This is a genomic window from Psychromonas sp. (genome assembly GCF_983033635.1).
Genome location: NZ_CEZLMY010000055.1, coordinates 1 through 22,022 on the forward strand (window position 1 = coordinate 1; position 22,022 = coordinate 22,022).

Below are 22,022 nucleotides of genomic sequence, written 5' to 3' on the forward strand. Positions count from 1 at the left end.
ATATCAGCAAGCAGTTGTATTTCAATTGCGATAAAGCTGTGATGCATCCCTGTGATAACAAATGGAGCATAGATGAAACCAAACAGTGCGCCGCCGATGAAACCTGCAGAATTGTATAACCAGTTTAGACCATCACCTAGAAGGAAGCCGATATCACGAGTGAACGGACCGACAATGGTGAAGGTAATTACACCTGTAATAAAGATAGCAAGTAGTGGAGTTAGCAGGTTATCTAATACTGAAGGGATAAATTTACGCAGGCCGTTTTCAACTTTGGCTAGAATAAATGCTGCCACTAATACAGGCAGAACTGAACCTTGGTAACCCACTTTTTGGATTTCAAAACCGAGGATGTCCCAAACCGGGATATTGCCGGAAACAGCAGCGCCGCCAAAGCCCCAGCCGTTAAGCAGATCCGGGTGAACCATCAACATACCCAGCGCCGCGCCTAAGAACGGGTTACCGCCAAATTTTTTGCTTGCTGAAAATGCTAAAAGGATAGGAAGGTAGACAAAAGGTGCATTAGCAAAAGTATTAATCATTGCAGCAAGATCGGCTAAACCAGGGTTTGCGTCAACAAGAGATTTACCGTCAATGAATAACCCTTGAGCGACTAAAACATTAAATATCCCCATTAACAGACCGCCGGCAACGATAGCGGGAATAATCGGCACAAAGATATCCGATAAGCCTTTTACTGCCTGCTGAACAATATTTTGTTTCTCAGCACCAGCAGAAGCAACGTCTTTTGTGCTCATCTCTTCCAGGCCGGTCAGTTTTGCCATTTGCGCATAAACTTGGTTGACGATGCCGGAGCCAAAAATAATTTGATATTGACCCGCTACTTTAAACTGGCCTTTAACCCCTTCAAGTTCATCAATGGCTTTTTCATCAATCAATGATTCGTCTTCAACAGCAAGACGTAAGCGGGTAGCACAATGGGCTAGCGCCTTAATATTGTTTTTACCACCAAGCTTTTCTACAAGTTGGCTTGCGACTTTTGGATAATTCATAACTTCCTCCGAGTGAAAAATTTCTATTCCGTTAGTCCCAAAGTATCAATTAAGATTATCTTTGGGAACGTTTGCAGTAGTGAGTTTTAAATAATTATAGTGCTTCATCAAGCGGCTTATCTGTTAAATGTGATCAACTTCACCTTCTTTGCTTGGTAAATGAGCTGTTAACGTGATCTTTTTACAATTGATAGCCTGGGTTTTGTTATGATTGTTGCAAACATTCCCAATAGATAGGACACAAGTCATGGCAGGTCTGCACGAAGTTGCAAAATTATCAGGAGTATCGAAATCTACGGTCTCTCGTGTGATTAATAATGAATATGGTGTAAAAGCGAGTACAAAAGAAAAGGTCCAGAAAGCCATTGAAGAGTGTGGTTATGTAGCCAATCAAGTGGCAAGGGATCTGAAATCACAGAAAACCCATCTTATTGGAGTCATCGTGCCGCGTATGTCTTCAAATGCAACCGCGAAAGGACTGGATGGGTTAAGTTCTATTATTGATCAAGCGGGTAAGCATGTTTTATTGGCAAATAGTCAGCAAGATAACGCCAAAGAGATTGAATATATAAAGCGCTTTAATCAAAAGCGTGTTGAAGGGATATTACTGTACGCAACGCATTTAGACTCTGCATTGGTCAAAGCAATTAAGGAATCTAATGCTCCAGTCGTATTAATTGGCCAAGACGGCTCTTTATTTAATATTCCCAGCATCATTTATGATGATGTTAGCGTCGGTTTTAGTGCAGGGCAAAGACTTATTGAAGCAGGAGCATCAAACATAGGTTTTATTGGCGTGAATAGCCAAGATATTGCTGTTGACCAATGTCGTTTTCAGGGATTAGCGCATTTTTTGCAGCATTCAAAGCAGATTGATCCACTTTTTCATAGCCGTGGGGAGTTTACTATTGAATCTGGCTACCAGCAGACAAAACAACTGTTGCTTGACTGGCCACAATTAGATGGATTGTTTTGTGCCACAGATAGAATAGCAATCGGTGCGATGAAAGCTATCTCTGAATCCAACAAAGTATCTGGTAAAGATATAAAAGTGCTTGGGGTTGGTAATGATGAGTTAGCTCAAGTATGCACGCCTAGCTTATCAACATTTAATTATGCCTTTGATTTTACAGGTAAAAAAGCGGCGCAAATGTTACTGGATTTAATTGAAAATAAACAGGCCGTAGTTAGTAAACTGGTGATGAGCTTTGAAAGTATCTCTCGTCAAAGTTGTTGATTTTTTCACGCAAAGCAAAGTAGATAGCTGCTTTGCTTTGTAAATTATAATCTAGGCATTTGCCTAAACTAAAGCTACCTAGCTATTGCAAATCTATTCGCTTTCACATACTCTGCAAACGTTCCCAAGTTTTATTAACTGTTACAGGTGATGTATGTCGTTATTATCAATTATTAAAGAGTGTGGTGGTATCAGCAATGTGGTTCGTGTCCTGAACCCTGATTCCCGTATTATTATTGAGATCTTAGATTTCGATTTATTGTCCAGTCAGGTAAAACAACAAGCTTACAATTTACAGTTAAAGCAGGTTACTTATAGTAAAAATGTAATTGAAAATAAAGATGAATTTGAATCTCAATTATTACAAGTCGGCCGGCTAATTGCGCAGCAACAGTTACAAGATATCACGCCTTATATAAAGCCAGTTGAATGTGAGTACCGTCCCGATTGGCATATATCTCCGCCGCAAGGTTTGTTAAACGATCCAAATGGTTTTATTTATCATCAGGGACAATACCACTTGTTTTATCAGTGGTATCCCTATGCTTGCGCGCATAAAGATAAGTATTGGGCGCATTTAACCAGCAAGGATTTAATTAACTGGCAGTGGCAACCGGTCGCATTAACACCATCTGACTGGTTTGATAGCCACGGTGTTTTTTCAGGTCATGCTGTCAGTCAAGATGATGAATTAATGTTGTTCTATACGGGTAATGTTCGTATTGATGAACAAAGAGACAGGCACACCACTCAATGTTTAGCGACTTCAACAGATGGAATTCACTTTACTAAACACGGACCTGTTGTACCTGAGCTGCCGCCGGGTGTCACACCGCATTGCCGCGATCCTAAGGTTATTCGTCATAATGATCGTTGGTTAATGTTGTTAGGTGCACAGCGTGAAGATGAAATCGGCCGCCTAGCGATTTACCAGTCAGAGGATCTCAAAACTTGGACATTCCTAGCTCTGTGTGGTGATGAGTTAGGTGATTTTGGTTATATGTGGGAATGCCCTGATTTTTTCACTTTAAATAAACAAGATTTTATTGTTATTGGTCCGCAAGGCATTGAATCGCCAAATAAGAGCCATACCGTTGCCCATCATAATGGTATTGTGAAAGCGACACTTGATGAAAGCGGCAAAGCACTGTTGTCTGATTTCCAACATCTAGATTATGGTTTTGATTTTTATGCGCCGCAATCCTTGCAAACCCCTGACGGCCGTAGAATCATGACCGCCTGGATGGGACTGCCTGATGAAGTCGATCACCCGAGTTCAGATAATGGCTGGATTCACCAGTTAACCACGTTTCGTGAGTTGTCATACGCAAATGGCAAATTGATACAAACACCGATTAAAGAACTGGAAAAATTACGTCGCGAGCATGTTGTGCTGCCGCAAGACGAGCCTTCTTTTGATCTGGAAAGTAAGGCATTTGAATTAAAAGTTTCAATGGAGTGGGGGGGGGCGCTGCGTTTACATCAATCCGATCAGGGGTATTGTGAAATTCGCTTAGATAAAGCAACTCAGACACTGTTTTTCGACAGATCTAATACTCTGTTGCGTGAAGGTGATACCCTGCGTGAATTAGCCCTTCCACATTCAGACTCGGTTCAATTACAGATATTATCAGATACTTCTTCTCTCGAAGTTTTCATTAATAACGGTGAAGCGGTTATGTCGGCTCGTGTTTTTACTGCTAAGGATGCAACCAAGATCAGTCGCGCAGGTGAGGTGGATATACTAGATTGCTGGTTATATTGAATCAGAGCTGCTTTCAAGGCAGATGTTTTTTAGCTATATAAAAAATCCGAGTATAAGAACTCGGATTTTTTGTTTCTAGACAAAGGTTCATACCTAGGAACTTTAGCTTTTTACATGCAATACTCATCTATCGCAGGACTGAGCCTACTATCGAGCAGATTATTACCAAATAACAATCATACTATTCACATAGTTATAAAATTACTTCTGTCCATCGACTTTTGCGTTATCATTTTTCAAGATAAATAATTAATAAGTCTGTGGTTGCTGAATTTACTAGTTTGCGCACTGAAGATAATAGATGACTCCAGAAATTATGATGGTGCCCGCAAACTAATAGATCAACATCCATTTCTTTAACTGTTGTTTTTAGTGTATCGTTTAAATCACCCATTACAACCAAAGTGCTTGTAATCGGATAATCAGCCTGTTCGGCTAATGCTTGTAACTCTTCCTGCAATACGCTTTTTTCTTTCTCTTCAGCTGCTACCTTATCAAATTTTGGTTTAGTTAGCCCCATGGTGCTTACGTTCGCTATGGAACTTACATAACTAGCATCAACATAAATAAATGAAAGTTTAGAATCAGTATCTCTAGCTAACGACACAGCTTTATTGATCACTACTTCGCTGGATTTAGATAAATCAACAGCAACTAAGATATGTTTATAGCTCATTGTATTTCTCCCTGTTAGATCTCTTCTCAATAATAGCCAACACATAAAATAAGTAATTTAAAAGGTTAAAACTAACCTTAAGATTGTTATGAGTTTGATTCCTAGCATGCAATTAGTCACCACTAAGTGGTTAGTCAAAGTAACTTTAAATCGTTACCGACAGTTTTGTGAAATTACAATAACTAGTTTCTAAACCCATCTTTTATCAGTATTAATTTATTTTATGTAATACAAAATCACATAATTAATACGTTTAGTTTTAGTCTAGCACTAGTATTGGGTTTGTCATTTTCGCGTGATCTTTTAATGATCTATATCAGTATTTGTATTTAATAGTGACTGTGTCGTTCTGGGATTGTTTCAGTCGGAATTAATCGCTACTCCATATACACAGGATAACGGTGGCAGACGGCAGAGCATCAAATGAGTGGGTTATTGCAAATGCCTTTGCAGGAACTTTCTGGATTGGTATTTCACATAAGGTAGATAGATAATAGAGCTGTAATGGCCGGAAAACAGGTAGATGGCCTCAGGATTGCCGATTTTCTCTTTTAGTTCCTCCCCCTTGTGGAAAGGAACAACACTGTCGAAGCGGGCCAATATCATCAGAGTCTTATCGGCATCTATATACTGCGCATAATTTATCGGATCGCATTCGATCTTTTCAGACAACTCCTGCTGAAATTCCTCTACACTCAGTTTTCTTTCCGCTAAGAGTATTTCCCGATCTTTTTTAATCGTTTTTTTATCTGTGTGGGCGAGGATGTACGGGATATCGCCAGCTGCTAGGGCAATGACACCAGTGGTAACCCGTTTATCCAGGGCACTGATTAACGCCGCCTTGATCCCTCCCATGCTGACTCCGAACACGCCGATTCGTGAAGCATCAAGTTCCGATCTGCTCTCAATCCAGTCGATAGCCTGTTTGTGATCGAAGACAATCTGGCGCATGATATTATTTATCTGCTTCATGTATTCCATTTCTTTATATTTTTTTTGCCTGTGTACCACTGCCGTTGCGAAGCCGTATTCGGTAAAGTAGCGGGCAAAGGAAGACGCTATTTTATTGCTACCTCCGTGGATCGGCAGTACTAGGATCACGGGGACTTTTTCAGCAGAGTCGATGGCGTAATAATCAATGGTAATATCATGTTGTAGTTGCAGGATGTTATGATTTGACGGAAAGGTGATCTGTTGCAAGGTATAATGACTGTTTTTCTCAAGAAGCTTATTTGTGTAGCTGCCTTGGTATTTGTGGTAGGCATAACTTGCTTGCGTTTTTTCAGGAATAGCTAGCGGGCCGGAATAGTCAGGATCTGCCGAGAAGTGAGTACAGCCGGCCAGAAAAAGGGAGAGGGCGATAAAGGTCAACAGAGATAAATAGTTTGTCAGGTTAGCTTTTGCCATAATCCCTCTGCTGATTTGATTCTCCCCGCTCTGATGAAACCGGGAGCCTAATTTATCGTGGATAACATAATCATAGTTTTAAAAAGACAAAAGACAAAAGGCAAGCGCCCCCTCTAGCGCGTTTAACCTGTTATTAAGGTGATTGCTTTAAGGTTTATAACCAGCCCAAATCATAGCGAATTTGCTGATTAAAATAACAAAGCAAAGCAAATCGACTAGGTAATTTCTTTCCATTTTTCTTGCTATGAACAGTTTTCACTTTAACTTTCTTCCATTTTTAGTTTTCCACCGTAGAAATCATCAGATTTATGATTTACACCACAATCTCAATCATGCATAACCATAATTTTGACCAAAACACTTGTGTAACCTGCTGAAATACTTACATTGTATTTTTAGACTTATATTTATAGATTTATTTAGAAATGCATCTGCATAACTTTGCCAGCGGAAAATCAATTTTCAATAACTCGTGTGTGCCAACTAACTGTTTTTATTACTTGATCTGATCTACATTTTACCAATAAAGCAAATTTTGAATGTGTATTAGTAAGAATGTTGACTAATACTTTTGTTATGTTTTTAGAGAGTTTTAATAAAAACTATTACAAACGAATTTGGAGTGTCAGATGACAGATAAAAAAGAGGACAAAAGCACGTGGGCTATTGGTGGTGGCGTGTTAATGGGTATTGGTGTCGGGTTCTTTTTTCTTCAAGCATCTGCTTTAGCTTTCGTTGGTTCTATCTTGACGGGTTTGGGGATAGGTTTGATAATTACCGCAATGATTTCAAGCAGAAATAATAAAGACAGATAACTCGTGCGTGCAGTGTCGATATGATCCTAGGACAAGCTTTACCTTTTTTGAGATTTAATTACAGCTTTTGGCAAAGCGAGAAAATGAGCATACAGATGCGTTATTACCTTGGTTTTTCTCAAGGGATGCTATTTTTAACTATAACTTACATTCAACTTCAAATAGTTGTAAATAAGAGTAATCCTCACCAATGAAAATATTAGTTTATCAGACAGAAGCCGAGCTCTTTATTGCGTAGTAGCTGTTACACTTGGAATATGAGTTCTGGGTGAAGAATTGAAAAGCAATCGTATTTAATAATGCAGATTACAGTACAGATGATAATTAATAATAAAATTACATTGTAAGCAGTTTTTGTAAGCAATTTAAGGGCAATAATGGCGCCAGTTAAAATGACAAAAATCACTTTTATATTGATCTGCTTTTTCTGCATAAATAGTGCATATGCCATGACTGAAAAGGCTTATGTAGTATTTACCGCAGGTCTCAATGACATAGTTAGCAAAGATAAAGGTGGTTATGCTGAATTAGCATCATTATTGGAAATTCAAAGAAAAAAGCCTGCACCAACATTTTTTGTTTTTGGCGGCGCCAGCCTTTTCCCGAGTATTTTATCCTCTTTTGATCATGGAACTCATATTATTGATCTGCTCAATAGTTTAGAGCCCGATGTAATGGCCGTTAATAATGGCGATTTTGCTTTTTCTGAAGATGAATTGTCATTACGCACTTATGAAGCTGCTTTTCCGATTGTGCAAAGTAATATTGTAGAAATATCTACAAAACAGAACTTAGATGGTCTGCTGGATTCAGTGATTATGCAGCAAGGCCCTTATAAGTTTGGTTTTATATCGTTAATGGATGAGATAGTCATTGAAACGTACAACTTAACACGTATCAAAATAAAAAATCCTCGTTTAGCAATTGAAACTGAAGCAGAAAAATTACGTAAAAAAGGAGCTGATTTTGTTATTATGCATTATCGGGGAAGTGATCTTAACAGTATTGATTTTTTAAATGACGGCTCTGTGGATCTAGTCTTACGGAAAAATGATCGTATAAAGCTGTTAACAGATAACAAGCTACAAAAACATCCTCAGCAAATATTTTTAACAGAAACTGATCAGGTTGCCGTTATCGAATTGAGCTGGCAAAAAAATAATCCTAAAACATTAACAGTACAATGGCAGGCAAAGAATCTTTCTTCATATCCTAAAAATCCAAATGTACAGCGGCAAATAGACAACTATACCGGCCAATTGAATTTATTACTTGATGAAATAATCGGTGTTACAACTACAGATATAGATACTTCGCTTTTAAGTTTACGGACAAAAGAAAATGCTTTCGCAAATTTAGTTACCGATTTAATGAAAAAACACAGTAATGCCGATGTCGCGCTTATTAACGGCGGTGCAATTCGCAGCGAAAGTTTTTATCCGCGAAACAGTAAAATCAGCCGAAGAGATATTATAAAAACACTTCCTTACCGAGACACTGTTGTATTATTAGGCGTTAGCGGAGCACAGTTAGTGAGTGCATTAGAAAATGGTTTTTCTCAAGTGGAAAATATGAAAGGCCGTTTTCCGCAGGTTTCAGGTATGAAAGTCGTTTATGATTCTCAAGCTGAAATTGGCCAGCGTGTTGTTTCTGTCATTATTAATAACAGTCCGCTGCAACCGTTAAAGCGTTATAAACTGGCTACTTCAGATTTTCTTGCTGACGGTGGTGATGGTTATCTGATATTTAAACAAAGCAACCCGCTTACTTATAATCAGCAGATGTCAAAATTATTGTCAGACATCCTGATTAACGAACTGCGATTAACTAACACTATATCACCAAAAATAGAATCCCGAATAGTAGATGCAGGCAAACGCACAACGGAACAGCCATGAGTATTGTGAAGAAAAATATCGCAAAGGGCGATCAACAAACCCCTTTAAAATCACAATCAACAACAACTCGTGGCCGTCGATACTCCCTTGCGACAATAATCACCAGTGTATTTATCAGCATTGTTTTTTTATTTATGGCGGCGATGGCATTATCCTATTACCGCCTAATCAGCTTTCAATCTATTCTTTCTCATATAACTGAAGATTCTTTTCCTGAAATTACTTATTCAAGAAATCTTCATAACCAAGCCAATGAACTGCTTTATTTGAGCAGTCACCTAACCAATGCAGGCAATAATGCAACACTGCGAATAGCAAAGCAAAGCATTGAAAGTAAGCTCCAAAATATTCAGAAACAAATAGTTGAGAAAGACAGTAATATCTATTTGACCACTCAACTGAATGTTATTAGTAATGAATTTTCAAATTTATATGATTTAGTTAAGCAGAAACTCTATATACAAGGACAGATAAAATCTGGCCAAAATAGCATGTACACACTTCATGAAAAGATGTTCAGGCTCTCACAGAAAACAAGAAAAGAACTGAACAATAATTTAGCAAGTACAGCTTGGACATTAGCTTATTCAGAGATAATAACCTTCGCGAGTAAAGCATTGATAAAGCTTAGATTACAAGAGGTAAGGCAAACCTTTACTCAAGTTAGTAATAAAATAGAATCACTCAATAAAGGTTTAATTTCGCTACCAAAATCAAGCCAAACAAGCGCTGAATCTTTAACTTTTCAGCTGCAGCAATTACTGCTGGAAAATGATGGTCTGTTGCTACTGAAAATTGAGCAGTTACGTATTTCAGGCCGTGTTATTGGGCGAGGTAATTTTGTGAAAAATTTGGTTGATGATTTTTCTCGCGTGGCTGAATTTAAGTCTTATCAAATAAATGAATCGGTAATTGAAGAGACAAATTCGATAATTGCTCGCGCGGCAACAGAAGCAAAACTGATGAGCCTCGCTTCAATATTAGTATTGCTTGTTCTTTTTTTTGTCATTGATTTTATCAAAAGGCGTTTCGTTGAACGTGTTGTGACACTTAATAAAAATGTTATTACTCGACTTAAAGGAGGCGATATAAAACTGGATGCCAGCGGTAACGATGAAATTTCTGATATTGCAGAGGCATTTAATTTCTTTGCAGAGAAGATAGAAGAGCAAAAACAGGTATTGCATGCTCTTTCCTTAACCGATGGTTTAACTGGGCTACCTAATCGCCGTGCTTTGGATCAAAGGCTGAGTAACGATTTACAGACTGCAACTCGAAATAAATGGCCAGTGGTGGTTATGTTAATGGATATCGATTTTTTCAAAAAATATAATGATACTTACGGCCATTTAGCTGGAGATGATTGTTTAAAGGAGGTAAGTGCAGCACTATTACGCTGTAAAAAACGTTCGACGGATTTTGTTGCACGTTACGGCGGCGAAGAGTTTCTTTTTATTTTACCCAATACAAAACCTGATGGCGTACAAAAGGTTGCTGATAATATTCTTGCAGAGGTTAATGCTTTGAATATATTACACCAAGGAAGTAGCGTTGCATCACACGTTACACTGAGTATTGGTATTGCAGGCTTCCATCATCAAGATAATCTAGATAGTACCCAGCTGCTTGAGAACGCGGATCGCGCATTATACAAAGCTAAAAACAGTGGAAAAAACTGCATTTGTTATTACCAGTAAAATTCGCCAATAGGCCAAATACAATGTTTAATCCGAGGGCTCTGAATTGTGTTTGTCAATGAATGGCTACCCATAACGCCAGAAATAGCACTTCATCGCAAAAGGTGGCAGCAGGGTCGTTAAGGCAATCACGATAACCATTCCTGCGTAAACTTCGTTGTTGAAGATTCCGCTCACCCTGCCCAGTTCGGCAAAGATAAGTCCAACTTCTCCGCGTGGCATCATAGCCATACCTACCATCCACCGGGTTGGCCATTTTTCCTTGATAAGAAGTGCACCTATCAATTTTCCTGCTAAAGCAATCACCAACAGCGACAGGGAGAATGACCAGATAAAAGATGAACTCCAGTCAATTTCACGCAGATTCAGGGACAAGCCCACATACACAAAAAAGATCGGTGTAAACAATTGAATGATGGGGCGCATCTGTTTTTCAATGCGCCCGGCAAATTCAGGGTCGGCATGAAGCGCGATGCCAAAGGGAAAAAAGAATCGCCGCGATAATGCCAGTCCTGCGGCAAAACCGCCTAACAGTTCCGGCGCTCCAATCTCATGAGCCAGCCAGGCAAAGAACAATACCAGAGATACAATCGTCGTGGGAATTAAGCCGGGAATGGCGCTGACAATATCGAAGCGTTTAACCACCAACGACATCAGCTTGGCCGCCACCGGTGCCAGCACGAAAAAGGCCGCTACAAAAATCAGCACCTTGCCGGCATTGGCAAAACTGATACCTCCGCCCGTGGAAAACTCAAACAACAGCGCCAACAAAACCACGCCCATAATATCATCCAGCACCGCAGCGCCTAGAGCGATCTGTCCTTCGCGTGACTGTTGGCGTTTTAAATCGGAAAGTACTCGCACAGTGATACCAATACTGGTTGCTGTTAATGTGCCGCCAATAAATAGAGACACCAGCAATGAGAGTTCAAAAATCCAATAACTCAGTGAGAAAGCCAGCAGCAAGGGCAAGACAAAACCGGAAAAGGCCACCAATACAGATTCTGTGCCAGTACGCGCCAGACGTCTGAGATCTGTCCCCAGCCCCACCTCGAATAACAACAAGATGATGCCGATTTCCGCCATCAACTTGATCGCCAGACTCGGCTCCAACCACCCTAACAGACTAGGACCCAGTATCACGCCCGCCATCAGTTCGCCAATCACTGATGGCAATTTCAGCTTGATCGCCAGCTCAGCGAGAACTCTCGCTGCCAGCAGGATAATCAGCAAATAAAGAAAAAAAGTGTGAGTCTCCATGGCATCTCGACAGTTTTAGTTATGCGACAACCACAATATAATCCAGCATCGTCCTTCATTTCAGCTTAGCTTTTTTCAACAAAATCGCAATTTTACCATGCTGGTTAATGTCACTCTTGTTTTTCCTTTCAATATAACGCTAAATCGTTTGCAAGTTTTGGCAATTATTAGCTTTACAAAATGTACGTTTTCTCGATATGAGCTATCGTTATAATTAAAAAAGGGAATTTGGAGGTTAAGATGAGAGTGGAAGAGTCTGCTGATTTTAGTTACCTGGATACAATGGCGTGTAAAACTGAAGTGCATTTACAAATATTAACAGCAACACAACCAATTCGTTTAAAGTCGCGGTTAATTGGTGTTGATCCTAATATGTCGATTATTTTAGCTATGAATAATGATCAAGAGTGGCAAGCCGCAAAAAACTTCATTTGTGAGGGGCAGGCAGGGATCATTAGGTTGTTAAATAGTGAGGAACCAGAAGCAAGTATTTTTGCCTTTTATAGTAGCATTCAGAAGATAATGACTGCTGCCGGTCAGTGGTTAGTGATGGATTACCCCAAAAAGCTTCAGAGAGTCGCACTTAGAAAATATGCCCGTTTTCCAATTCATGTTAAATGCGGCATTTTTGATAAAAAGCTAGAACGTGAGCTTAGCAATGGTTTTTTACAAGATATATCGATTCATGGCTGTGCATTTATTGGCTCATTACTAGAAGGTTGCGAGCCTGATGCAAGCTATCAACTGCAGGTTAAGCATGAAGGCGACAAAGAGGCTATTAGCGTTCCAGTTTCAGTAAAAAACATTCACAATACGGGAGGCCAGTCAGAACAAATACGCTACGGTTTCGCTTTTTTGGAAGATTGCCGAGCAACGCAACACTTCATTCAAAAAACCATTTTTTATTTTCTATTACATTGGGAATAAGGTTCGACAGCAGAGAAACTTATTTTAGGGATACCCCCTTAAATTAAGTCTACTATAGGGAGGCAGGTTGATGGGAACTCAAGATCTTTCGCTGGTTATAACCGGCCCTGGTGGTGAAGGTGTTATTGCTGCGGGTGAATTGCTGTTAAAAACAGCCGCACAGATGGGCTATTATGGTTTGCTCAAAAAGAGCTTTGGCGCGCAGATCCGTGGCGGAGAATCTTCTGCAATGCTGCGCTTCTCTACCGAGAGCGTTGAATGCTTAGGCTCTGTTTTTCAGTTAATGCTGGTGATGGATTGGAAAATTATTACCCCCTTTATTGATGAGCTTGCATTTAATAAAGATACGCTGATTATTTGTGATCAGCAGTCTGCTGAAATTCCTGAAGCGATCATAAACAGCCAGGCACAAGTTTGCCGGATACCACTAACCAAGTTGGCTAAGCAACTGAAAACACAAATAAATATGATTGGTGTTGGCTTGTTAGCTCAGCTATTAGGTTTACCCGTTGCGCAGTTAGCTGCAATCACTAAACAACAGTTTCAGCACAAAGAGGTAGCACTGATCGATTCCGCAATTACCGGTATCGAAACAGGCTACAATTACCAGTTACCAGTGGAGTTTACGGCGCTTTCCAATTTAGACTCGCATACAAAAAACTACTGGCTGTACACCGGCAATCAATTAATTGGCCTTGGTGCTTTAAAAGCAGGCATTCGTTTTGTTGCGGCTTATCCCATCACGCCGGCAACCGACTTGCTGGAATGGTTGGCAGTTAACCTGGATAAAGTCGGCGGTACGCTGGTACAAGCCGAAGATGAACTGTCGTCAATCAATATGATTATCGGTGCTTCTTATGGCGGTGTTCCTGCTTTAACTGCGACCTCAGGTCCTGGTTTATCCTTGATGTCGGAAGCATTAGGCCTTGCTATCGCCAGTGAAATTCCTTTGCTGGTGGTTAATGTGAATCGCGGCGGTCCCTCTACTGGCATTCCTACAAAATCTGAGCAGAGCGATTTAAACCAGGCACTATTTGCTATGCACGGTGACGCTCCCCATATTGTTACTGCACCAATTGGTATCTCAGATTGTGCTTTTACCAGTGGTTGGTCGGTCAATTTAGCTGAGCAGTTACAATGTCCGGTCATTATGTTGTCTGATCAGTTTATTGGACATTCAATTGTTGCGACAGCAAAACCGCCATTTTTCCAGCGCACAGCGGAGCGTGAAACAGCGCAGCCAGATGACAACTATCAGCGCTACTTAAATACAGAAAGTGGAATTTCTCCCATGGCAATTCCAGGTATGGCTAATGGTATGTATACAGCAGACGGTCTTACCCATAATGAGCAAGGCCACCCCTGTACATTAGCCAATATTCAGCAACAGCAACTGGACAAACGTCAGCGGAAATTACTGCAGTATGATTATGGGCCTCATTGGGGGCAGGTTGATCATTGTGGTGATATAAAAATCATCTGTTTTGGTTCAATCCGTTCTATTATTTTTGATGCATTAACCCCTTTAACAAATAAAGGGATAGATGCTTCACTGATCGCGTTACGACTGTTGGCACCGTTACCAATAAAACAGCTGCAAGGAGCGTTATCTGCTGCAACGCATATTATCGTTATTGAGCAGAATCATGGCGGCCAATTATTCCACTACCTGGCATCGCAGCTCTTTTATCAAGCTGGCTTTTCTGCCAAGTTACACTCCTTTGCCAAACCGGGGCCGGTTCCATTTAGCAGCGCAGAGATCGTTCAATTTGTAGAGCATGCCACTTTATTGAATAAACAAGGGGAGACGGCTAATGACTAAAGAGAATCCTCGTTTTTATAAATCGGAGAAAAAACCGATTTGGTGCCCAGGCTGTGGAGACTTCACTGTTTTAACTTCGATTGCCAAAGCGTTATCGCAACTGCAGTTAACCCGTGAGGAGGTGGCCATTATTTCAGGCATAGGCTGCTCATCTCGTTTGCCCGCTTATACATCAGTTTATGGTTTTCACGGAATTCACGGACGTGCGCTACCCATTGCAACCGGCCTAAAAGTGGCTCGGCCTGAGCTAACCGTGTTAACCGTGAGTGGTGATGGCGACTGTTTTTCTATCGGAACCAATCACTTTATCCATGCTTGCAGGCGTAATGTAGATATGACGCTGATAGTGATGGACAACCATATCTACGGCATGACCAAAGGCCAAGTATCACCAACTACTGAGATAGGCTGCGACGATAAGCTTTCTGCACATGCTACTGATATTCAACCCCTGCAACCACTGGCGTTAGCGTTAATATCTGGTGCGTCCTATATTGCTCGGGCTTATTCGGGAGAGCCTGCACAATTAACAGATATACTGGTAGGGGCGATTCAACATCCCGGGTTTTCCTTTATTCATGTGTTATGTCAGTGCGTAACTTACTGCCCGGAACAAAAAGGCTGGAAAAAGTTAGTACAACCCTTTGCTGAAACGACTTCTGATTACGCTAAAGCCAATCAAATTATTGAGCAGGATAATGGCTTGCAAACGGGAGTGGTTTATAACAATTCTCGTACGGTTTGGCCAAAAGAAAAAACTCAAGTCAGAGTAAAATCAGTTGATGAACTGGATAAGCAGTTTATTAAGTAGCTATTTTGTAGGTAACGGCTATATCCATGTTACTTCGAGCTGAGTCCTGATAAAGCACCTTGAGGTATCATGGGTATATATCCCCCATATTTTTCTAAAAAAAAGCCACCCATTTGGGTGGCTCTTTGATCTGTCTGGCTGTTAAACCTAGAACTTAAGTTCTAGGTCAAGTTGCTTGTCGAATTTAGGAAGTTTTATGCTGAGTTTTGAACCCTCTTGAGTAAACTCTAGGTTACCTAAGCTTGATGCTACCGTTTGAACTTTCTGATCTGAAGGTAAGATCCAGTCGATATTATTTATAGTTAATTCACTGCCATTCATGCGAGAAAGTTGCACTTGTTTTTTCTTGCTTTGCAGGCGGATCTGCTGGTAATCCCCTTGTAAATAAGCCGTGCTTGAACCGTCATCATCATACCAATTGAAGCTTTGTTCACCAAAACCGAATATTTTTAAGGTATTGGCTTTATTTACGCTTTCAGGAACCAACGCACCTTGTTTAGCAAATAATGGAAGGGTGAATAGCTTGTTAATGTAAAGCTCCTGTTTAATCCATTGCCCTTTAGAAACGATTTTTTCTCCTGAGCGAAAGTCAAACCAAGTGCCTTTAGGAAGGTAGATGGAACTACTTTGTTCACCTTGTTTCGCAATTGCAGAACCGACTAGGAATGGGCCGACCATTTTTATCTGACCAAGATTTTTAGCTTGATCATCATGAGGGTAATAGTACTCCAAAGATGGGAATACTGGCTCAGCTTCTGAGTAGGCTCTATAAGCTAATGAATAATAATAAGGTAATAATTTATAGCGCAGGTTGATATTGGCTCGGTTGCTATCCATATCACCTATACGATCTGGCGTTGTCTCTTTACAGTTACATAGGTTTTCTGTATGTGCTCGTACAGGAACTTCATACAAACTTGAATATGCAAACCATTGCGTATATAACTCGCTCATAGCTTGTTCTTTAGTTTTTTCACTGTCTGAATTCTTAAGTGCTTTACGATGAAAGCCTCCGATATCAGAGCCGTAATAGTCTAAACCAGACCACATCATATGCGTTTGTTGCGGCATTTGTGCTGCTAGAGAACCAAAATCGCTGCCAGTATCGCCAGACCAGATAACGGCACCTAGTGCCTGCATACCCATACCACCAGAACGAGACATCATAAATGGACGTTTTTCTGGAGTATTACGTAAATAACCATCAAAAATGCTTTGTAGCCATAGCATATTGAATGAGTTATGGATCATTTCATGATCAAGCCCATCACCATATTTGAAATTGGGATTATGCATTTCCGGTTCACCAAGATCGGTCCAATGGCCTGTTACACCAGCATCAACTAGCGCTTGACGGCGGTAGTTATGCCAGAAATCACGACCGGCTTTATTGCTCCAGTCCATCATCCCGCCTTGTCCCCACCATCCAGAATCTTCGTTCACATCAAGACTTTTTCCGTTATTATCGTGAGCAAGAAAACCTTTTTTATCCAGTACCTTGTATTCATCTAAACCTTTGGCAATATAGGATTCTTCGATCACAATCAGGTCAATACCGGCTTTTTTATAGGCTGCTATTTTTTGTTTTGGTTTAGGGAAGTTTTCACGATCCCAAGTGAGGCTGCCCATTTGGCTGTTTTCATCTTCGGTAATGCCACCAAACCATTGCAGATCAAGTACTACGCCACTAACTGGAAAGTTGTTTTTCTTAAGCGTTTTTAGTTTGTCATCCAGTTCGGCCCAATTTTCATAGCCGTATTCTGAAGCCCATAAACCAAAGGCTGATTTTGGCGGCAGTATCGGTGTACCGGCCATTAGCATGTAACTACGGCGAATATCTGCCAGAGTTTCCCCTGTCAGGACGTGCAGTTTAAAATCACCATTATCGACATCTAACTTATAAGGTGCTTCACTAAAATCCCAGTTCTGCGGGTAGCGGTTATCGAGAATAAGTGCAAAAGGTTGTTTATGCGCACTTTCAGGGAAATCGAAATAAGCAATAGGGAACAGGGTGTTACCATTGAATCCATTATTAAATGGACCCATAACATTTTTACCATGTCGCTTGTTACCCAAACGGTTAGCTTTTGTCTCACCTGGGTTTACATATTCTTGTCCTAAACCAAGTACTGAACTTGCATCAGTTTTTAGATAAGCACTTTTTTCATTGCCTTTTTGTGAACCTGAGCATAACTCAAACAACAGGTTTTCTGGTGAGGATACCTGCAGACATTGATTGTTAAATTTGGCTATCAATTGTGGAGTCTTATTGAGTTCTGGTAATTTCAACCAGCTTTGCTGTGTAAATGAATTTTGATCTTGGTGATGCTCGCCGTTACTCATAATTAGGCTTAACAGTGGGTTTCGTGCCTCAATTCCGTAGCTGATAGCGGGCAACATCGCTTTGCTGGTTAAAGTACTTGCCAAGGCATGCTGCTTGCCAATGGTCTTATCTAATGCATTTTCAAACTCAGAAAGGTTAGCAAACTTTACATTGCGTATCGGTTTTAATTTATCTTTCTCTTCCTTGGTTAATTCCTTGCGCATGCGGAATAAAGTGGAAGCATTCAACTTATATGCTTGTTCGTTGGCCAACCATTGAATGTCGGCCCATATTTGGCTACTAAAAAGTAGGGTTAAAAATAATACAAAAATACGCATTACGCAGTCCTTGTTGAGTTTTTATAGGTATGGCGAGGAAGATAATGATTTTGTAATATAGTGGCAAGGAAATTTGCGGACTGGGTCATGTTTTTAAAAAGAGTTGTGAGCTGACGTTTAAATTTATGCCGCACTCTTTCCTTTGCTAGCGGATTTACTCTTTTCTGGATTAAAACTCACTTGAGCAATGATCTCTCTGTTTTTTCCGTTTTTTTATTCCTATTCTAGCGGATAATGGCACGTCCTGCTTTTGTGTCGCATGATTTAGATTCTGCATGTGACTATATTAAATCGTCATACAGTGCGGGTACAATCCAGTTATATCGATAGCTTAATATAGAGCGGGAGAATATAGATAAATAGTTTCTTATTTTCTCCATAATTCTTCCTTATTTATTTTTTATAGTTACATCATCGAATCGCCGTTTGCTGCGGCTATTTATTTTTAAGGGAATTTGTGATGAAAAAAACTATCAAAAAACAAAGCAAACAAGCAAAAATCAAGCTATCTAAAGTCTGTCTTACTATTGTTCTTGCAGGATTAAGTACAACCAGCACTCTTTCATTTGCAGTAAAAGATGCAGATAACTCAACTAGTGCGGCAAACCAACTAACCTATCCAATAGTAGATAGCAATCAAACCGCATGTTTTGGGCTTACGGACACACTTTCAACTTGTCCGGCAAAAGGCGATGATGGTTTCGGTCAAGATTCTCAGTATCAAGGTTTTGCTGCAAGCTATAGCAATAATGGTAACGGCACAGTAACAGACAATAATACTCAGCTAATGTGGGTTCAAACTATCGATACTAATGGTGATGGGGAGATCACTGTTAAAGATAAGATGACTTATGATGATGCAATGGATTATGCGAAAAATCTTAAGCTAGCTGGTTATGCTGATTGGCGTATCCCAGATATTAAAGAGCTGTATTCGTTAATGATGTTTGATGGTGAAGATCCAAGCGGGCTATCTGCTAAAGGTAATTACGCCCTTGTTCCATTTATCGATAATTCTTATTTTGGATATAATTCTGGTGATACAGATGCTGGTGAACGTTTAATTGATTCTCAATATCTTAGTCGTACAAAATATGTTTCAACTACTATGAGGGCGGATGAAACCGTTTTTGGTGTGAACTTTATTGATGGCCGAATCAAAGGCTATGGCGTAACTATGCCCAGAGGAGCTGAAAAAACTTTCTATGTTTTGGCGGTGCGTGGCAACACAGATTATGGCGTTAACCAGCTGGTGGATAACAATAACAGCACTATTACTGATACAGCTACCAAGCTAACTTGGCAGAAAGGGGATAGTGAGCGTGGAATGGATTGGAATTCGGCGCTTCAATATTGTGAAAACCTAACGTTAGCGGGAAGCCGTGACTGGCGATTGCCTAATGCGAAAGAGCTGCAATCTATCGTCGATTACACTCGCTCGCCAGATACAACAGATAGCGCCTCTATTGATAGCTTGTTCGATACCACAAGTATTATCAATGAAGCTGAAAAAATTGACTACGCTAACTACTGGAGTAGTTCAACACACTTAAATCTACATGGCGGGCAGAATGCTGCGTACCTTGCTTTTGGTCGTTCACTTGGGAATATGAATGGTAATTGGATTGATGTTCATGGTGCGGGGGCGCAGCGCAGCGATCCTAAAACAGGTGATGCAAGCCAATTTTCAGAAGGGCACGGGCCGCAAGGTGACGCGATTCGTATCAATAACTATGTTCGCTGTGTAACGGATGACAAGACTGAATTTGTTCAACAGCCTGCAACAGTTGAACGTGAAGCGGTTATTTTTACTCTTACTGGTAATGAAGCAGCAATTGCAGGTCAAAGAGGCACTGTTAATCGACAAGGTGTGGCTACTCAAAAAGGAAATAATCGTCAGCAAGGCATGAATAGTCAACAAGGTAGAGATCCGTTTACCATGCTAGATACGAATGGTGATGGCAAGTTATCTAAACAAGAAGCAAGAGGACCATTGGCTAACGATTTTGATCGAATTGATGTTAATGCTGATGGATATATCTCACAGTCTGAACTTCCAAAAAAGCATCCACGCAACTAACCATAAGTATCTGAACACTCACTAATCGGCTACATCAAATAAGGGATATTTATCTCCCTTATTTATGATTGCCAAAAGGTTTTTGGGGCCGGTAAATTATTAATTAGAGAACTTACAGATGAAAAGCCATCTGCCAAATCCGTTTGAGTATATAATGTAATAGTTGGCATAAGCCGTTTCAAATGGCAGGAGGCGAGGCGTTCTCTCTGTGCTCTGAAGCTTTTGTATAGTCGGATTAGGTTGCTATTTATCAGGGAAATGGGCCTGTTAATGAAAGAATTAAAAAGCATTATATACAGCATGACTTATGTAATACTGATTATTTTCCTGTTATCAAGTTATGCAAAAGATAATAATGATAGAGTCATTATTATCGCCACAACACCTGCAGCAGCAGGCACTTCAGCAGGCCCTTTTTTTCATAGCGAGGACACTAAACTATTAGCAGATAGAGCAGGTTATCGCGCCGAGTTATTGCTGCAGGCAGGTGAACAGTGCCATGCTAACATTAAATTTTTATTAGTTCCGTGGAAGCGGGCGCTCCATCTTGTCGAGCATGGTGGCGCAGATGCCGCATTTTCTTCGAGCTACAAAACGGAACGAGCTATCTATGGAGCCTATCCGATGAAGAATGGGAAACCCGATTCTTACAGGGCTGTCAGAGACTACTCATACTTCTTATTTACTGATAAGGAAAGTGACTTAAAGTGGAATGGAAAAGAGATAACGGGGTCGCGTAAAAAAATAGCTGTAGAACGTAGCTCTGCAGGTGTCGATATAGTGAAATCCCTTGGCTTGGAGCCAATTGAGATAAACAATGAAGACAAAATGATACTAATGTTGATTGCAAAACGGGTTGACGGCATAGTGGGGATTGAAGACAACGTCAAATTGGCGATTGCTCGTGCGCCACAACTTGCAAGCCAAATTGAAATACAGCAGCCGCCGCTCAAGTCAAAGCATGGATATGTCATGTTCTCCAAACGCTTCTATTATCAACATACACAGTTGGTTGACTGTTTCTGGGATGCTGTTGGTAAGATACGCGCATCAGCAGAATATAAGGAGCTGATCGCATCCTATAGCGATAAAAAATCAAGTGATTAGGTGCAATCAAAAACAGCTCGTTTGAGTATAGGGAAAATAAACACCCTTTTTGATTTGAGTTAGCTTATGGTTATCGTCCAATCGTCCAATCGTCCAATCGTCCAATCGTCCAATCGTTACATACGGGCCTCGTGGGAAGATCGATGTTTAGTCAAATTTGTGGAAACGTCCTGTTTCCACTTGCTAAATAAATCGATTGAGCAAAAAAAACTGTATCTCCTTATTTTTTCAAAAGTTTTTTAACAATTATTCACAACTTGCCGAGAAAATGTGCAATGAAATAGGCAGATTAAAGAATTTAGAGGAGTTTGCCAAAAGCAGAGATAAGAGGTAATTGAGCATTTTTTATAAGATCTGAATTACGAGTGCTAAAAATTAAAGTGTTATCTTAGTCACATTATTTTCCCTTGTAGCTTTTATTTACCCTGTAAACCCCACACAATAAGGGACCGGTCCCATTGCGGTATAGATATAAAAATAGAGATGGAACTACTCATAAAAATGGTCGCGGGCAAAAAAAATCACATAGCTTAGTCACTGCATTACAGGCTTACGCTTTGTGCTTAAAGATACAGATCTAGTCACCGGCTGAAGTAGCAGTCGTAAAAAATTGTTTCGCTAATGGTGAACAGTTTCAGGTAATAACAGCTTTAGTAGCCTGAATGACTGCAATCGCTTTGGCGATAGCTGGCGGTTACTCAGAGATAGGCACCATTTTATTGATTTGCAGACACAACAAATACCCTTTAATTTCAGATTTAAACTTCATGGAGATTCATTTATGACGCACAATAATGATAGGAATATTAGTAACCTTACTAAAGATACTTATGCATTAATTTTAGC

15 protein-coding genes are annotated in these 22,022 nt (G+C 40.2%); 10 read left to right on the top strand and 5 right to left on the bottom strand.

Annotated elements, in window-relative coordinates:
* Positions 1–1,013, bottom strand: a 1,013-nt coding sequence (locus AC4GME_RS09355; protein ID WP_490379286.1) for a PTS transporter subunit EIIC, incomplete at its 3' end; no start/stop codon positions are given.
* A 247-nt stretch (positions 1,014–1,260) separates the two neighbouring features.
* On the opposite strand from AC4GME_RS09355, the gene AC4GME_RS09360 reads away from it, so the two are divergent.
* Positions 1,261–2,250, top strand: a complete 990-nt coding sequence (locus tag AC4GME_RS09360) for a LacI family DNA-binding transcriptional regulator (RefSeq protein WP_490378391.1) — start codon at positions 1,261–1,263, stop codon at positions 2,248–2,250.
* A 154-nt stretch (positions 2,251–2,404) separates the two neighbouring features.
* Complete coding sequence (locus AC4GME_RS09365) at positions 2,405–4,015, top strand: glycoside hydrolase family 32 protein (RefSeq protein ID WP_490378390.1); 1,611 nt, start codon at positions 2,405–2,407, stop codon at positions 4,013–4,015.
* 229 nt (positions 4,016–4,244) lie between these two features.
* Here the strand turns inward: AC4GME_RS09365 and AC4GME_RS09370 are convergent, their stop codons facing one another.
* Positions 4,245–4,691 carry a universal stress protein gene (locus tag AC4GME_RS09370; protein ID WP_490378389.1) on the bottom strand — a complete coding sequence of 149 codons (447 nt, stop codon included), beginning with the start codon at positions 4,689–4,691 and terminating at the stop codon, positions 4,245–4,247.
* 432 nt (positions 4,692–5,123) lie between these two features.
* Positions 5,124–6,098 (bottom strand): alpha/beta hydrolase, encoded by a 975-nt coding sequence (locus AC4GME_RS09375; protein ID WP_490376679.1) that lies wholly within the window; start codon positions 6,096–6,098, stop codon positions 5,124–5,126.
* A 629-nt stretch (positions 6,099–6,727) separates the two neighbouring features.
* Between AC4GME_RS09375 and AC4GME_RS09380 the strand changes: the two genes are divergently transcribed.
* From AC4GME_RS09380 to AC4GME_RS09390, 3 genes are all read left to right on the top strand, one after another.
* Positions 6,728–6,913: a hypothetical protein gene (locus tag AC4GME_RS09380; protein ID WP_490376678.1), complete on the top strand. Its 186-nt coding sequence runs from the start codon at positions 6,728–6,730 to the stop codon at positions 6,911–6,913.
* Positions 6,914–7,305: 392 nt separating this feature from the next.
* The gene (locus AC4GME_RS09385; protein ID WP_490379287.1) at positions 7,306–8,811 is read left to right on the top strand and encodes a bifunctional metallophosphatase/5'-nucleotidase; all 1,506 of its coding nucleotides are present in this window, start codon (positions 7,306–7,308) and stop codon (positions 8,809–8,811) included.
* On the top strand, positions 8,808–10,508 hold the full coding sequence (locus tag AC4GME_RS09390) for a diguanylate cyclase domain-containing protein (protein WP_490376676.1): 1,701 nt from the start codon (positions 8,808–8,810) through the stop codon (positions 10,506–10,508). Before AC4GME_RS09385 ends, AC4GME_RS09390 begins: the two co-directional genes overlap by 4 nt.
* Positions 10,509–10,574: 66 nt before the next feature.
* Here AC4GME_RS09390 and AC4GME_RS09395 read toward each other — a convergent pair whose 3' ends face one another.
* On the bottom strand, positions 10,575–11,768 hold the full coding sequence (locus AC4GME_RS09395) for a cation:proton antiporter (protein WP_490376675.1): 1,194 nt from the start codon (positions 11,766–11,768) through the stop codon (positions 10,575–10,577).
* Between the two features lie 240 nt (positions 11,769–12,008).
* Here AC4GME_RS09395 and AC4GME_RS09400 point away from each other — a divergent pair, with 240 nt between their 5' ends.
* From AC4GME_RS09400 to AC4GME_RS09410, 3 genes are all read left to right on the top strand, one after another.
* Positions 12,009–12,695 carry a PilZ domain-containing protein gene (locus tag AC4GME_RS09400; RefSeq protein WP_490376674.1) on the top strand — a complete coding sequence of 229 codons (687 nt, stop codon included), beginning with the start codon at positions 12,009–12,011 and terminating at the stop codon, positions 12,693–12,695.
* Between the two features lie 70 nt (positions 12,696–12,765).
* The gene (locus AC4GME_RS09405) at positions 12,766–14,517 is read left to right on the top strand and encodes a 2-oxoacid:acceptor oxidoreductase subunit alpha (protein WP_490376673.1); all 1,752 of its coding nucleotides are present in this window, start codon (positions 12,766–12,768) and stop codon (positions 14,515–14,517) included.
* Positions 14,510–15,328, top strand: a complete 819-nt coding sequence (locus tag AC4GME_RS09410; RefSeq protein WP_490376672.1) for a thiamine pyrophosphate-dependent enzyme — start codon at positions 14,510–14,512, stop codon at positions 15,326–15,328. Before AC4GME_RS09405 ends, AC4GME_RS09410 begins: the two co-directional genes overlap by 8 nt.
* Before the next feature lie 147 nt (positions 15,329–15,475).
* On the opposite strand, the gene AC4GME_RS09415 is transcribed toward AC4GME_RS09410, so the two are convergent.
* Positions 15,476–17,989 carry a TIM-barrel domain-containing protein gene (locus tag AC4GME_RS09415; protein WP_490376671.1) on the bottom strand — a complete coding sequence of 838 codons (2,514 nt, stop codon included), beginning with the start codon at positions 17,987–17,989 and terminating at the stop codon, positions 15,476–15,478.
* A 460-nt stretch (positions 17,990–18,449) separates the two neighbouring features.
* Here AC4GME_RS09415 and AC4GME_RS09420 point away from each other — a divergent pair, with 460 nt between their 5' ends.
* Both AC4GME_RS09420 and AC4GME_RS09425 read left to right on the top strand, forming a co-directional pair.
* On the top strand, positions 18,450–20,069 hold the full coding sequence (locus AC4GME_RS09420; protein WP_490376670.1) for an Lcl C-terminal domain-containing protein: 1,620 nt from the start codon (positions 18,450–18,452) through the stop codon (positions 20,067–20,069).
* A 270-nt stretch (positions 20,070–20,339) separates the two neighbouring features.
* The gene (locus AC4GME_RS09425; RefSeq protein ID WP_490376669.1) at positions 20,340–21,176 is read left to right on the top strand and encodes a substrate-binding periplasmic protein; all 837 of its coding nucleotides are present in this window, start codon (positions 20,340–20,342) and stop codon (positions 21,174–21,176) included.
* The last annotated feature ends 846 nt before the right edge of the window (positions 21,177–22,022 follow it).

What these genes read in the sequence shown, in the direction of transcription:
- AC4GME_RS09360 (WP_490378391.1), top strand. Translation starts at nt 1,261, where the DNA reads ATGGCAGGTCTGCACGAAGTTGCAAAATTATCAGGAGTATCGAAATCT.
- AC4GME_RS09370 (WP_490378389.1), bottom strand. Translation starts at nt 4,691, where the DNA reads ATGAGCTATAAACATATCTTAGTTGCTGTTGATTTATCTAAATCCAGC.
- AC4GME_RS09405 (WP_490376673.1), top strand. Translation starts at nt 12,766, where the DNA reads ATGGGAACTCAAGATCTTTCGCTGGTTATAACCGGCCCTGGTGGTGAA.
- AC4GME_RS09425 (WP_490376669.1), top strand. Translation starts at nt 20,340, where the DNA reads ATGAAAGAATTAAAAAGCATTATATACAGCATGACTTATGTAATACTG.
- AC4GME_RS09390 (WP_490376676.1), top strand. Translation starts at nt 8,808, where the DNA reads ATGAGTATTGTGAAGAAAAATATCGCAAAGGGCGATCAACAAACCCCT.
- AC4GME_RS09385 (WP_490379287.1), top strand. Translation starts at nt 7,306, where the DNA reads ATGACAAAAATCACTTTTATATTGATCTGCTTTTTCTGCATAAATAGT.
- AC4GME_RS09400 (WP_490376674.1), top strand. Translation starts at nt 12,009, where the DNA reads ATGAGAGTGGAAGAGTCTGCTGATTTTAGTTACCTGGATACAATGGCG.
- AC4GME_RS09365 (WP_490378390.1), top strand. Translation starts at nt 2,405, where the DNA reads ATGTCGTTATTATCAATTATTAAAGAGTGTGGTGGTATCAGCAATGTG.
- AC4GME_RS09395 (WP_490376675.1), bottom strand. Translation starts at nt 11,768, where the DNA reads ATGGAGACTCACACTTTTTTTCTTTATTTGCTGATTATCCTGCTGGCA.
- AC4GME_RS09375 (WP_490376679.1), bottom strand. Translation starts at nt 6,098, where the DNA reads ATGGCAAAAGCTAACCTGACAAACTATTTATCTCTGTTGACCTTTATC.
- AC4GME_RS09410 (WP_490376672.1), top strand. Translation starts at nt 14,510, where the DNA reads ATGACTAAAGAGAATCCTCGTTTTTATAAATCGGAGAAAAAACCGATT.
- AC4GME_RS09380 (WP_490376678.1), top strand. Translation starts at nt 6,728, where the DNA reads ATGACAGATAAAAAAGAGGACAAAAGCACGTGGGCTATTGGTGGTGGC.
- AC4GME_RS09420 (WP_490376670.1), top strand. Translation starts at nt 18,450, where the DNA reads ATGAAAAAAACTATCAAAAAACAAAGCAAACAAGCAAAAATCAAGCTA.
- AC4GME_RS09415 (WP_490376671.1), bottom strand. Translation starts at nt 17,989, where the DNA reads ATGCGTATTTTTGTATTATTTTTAACCCTACTTTTTAGTAGCCAAATA.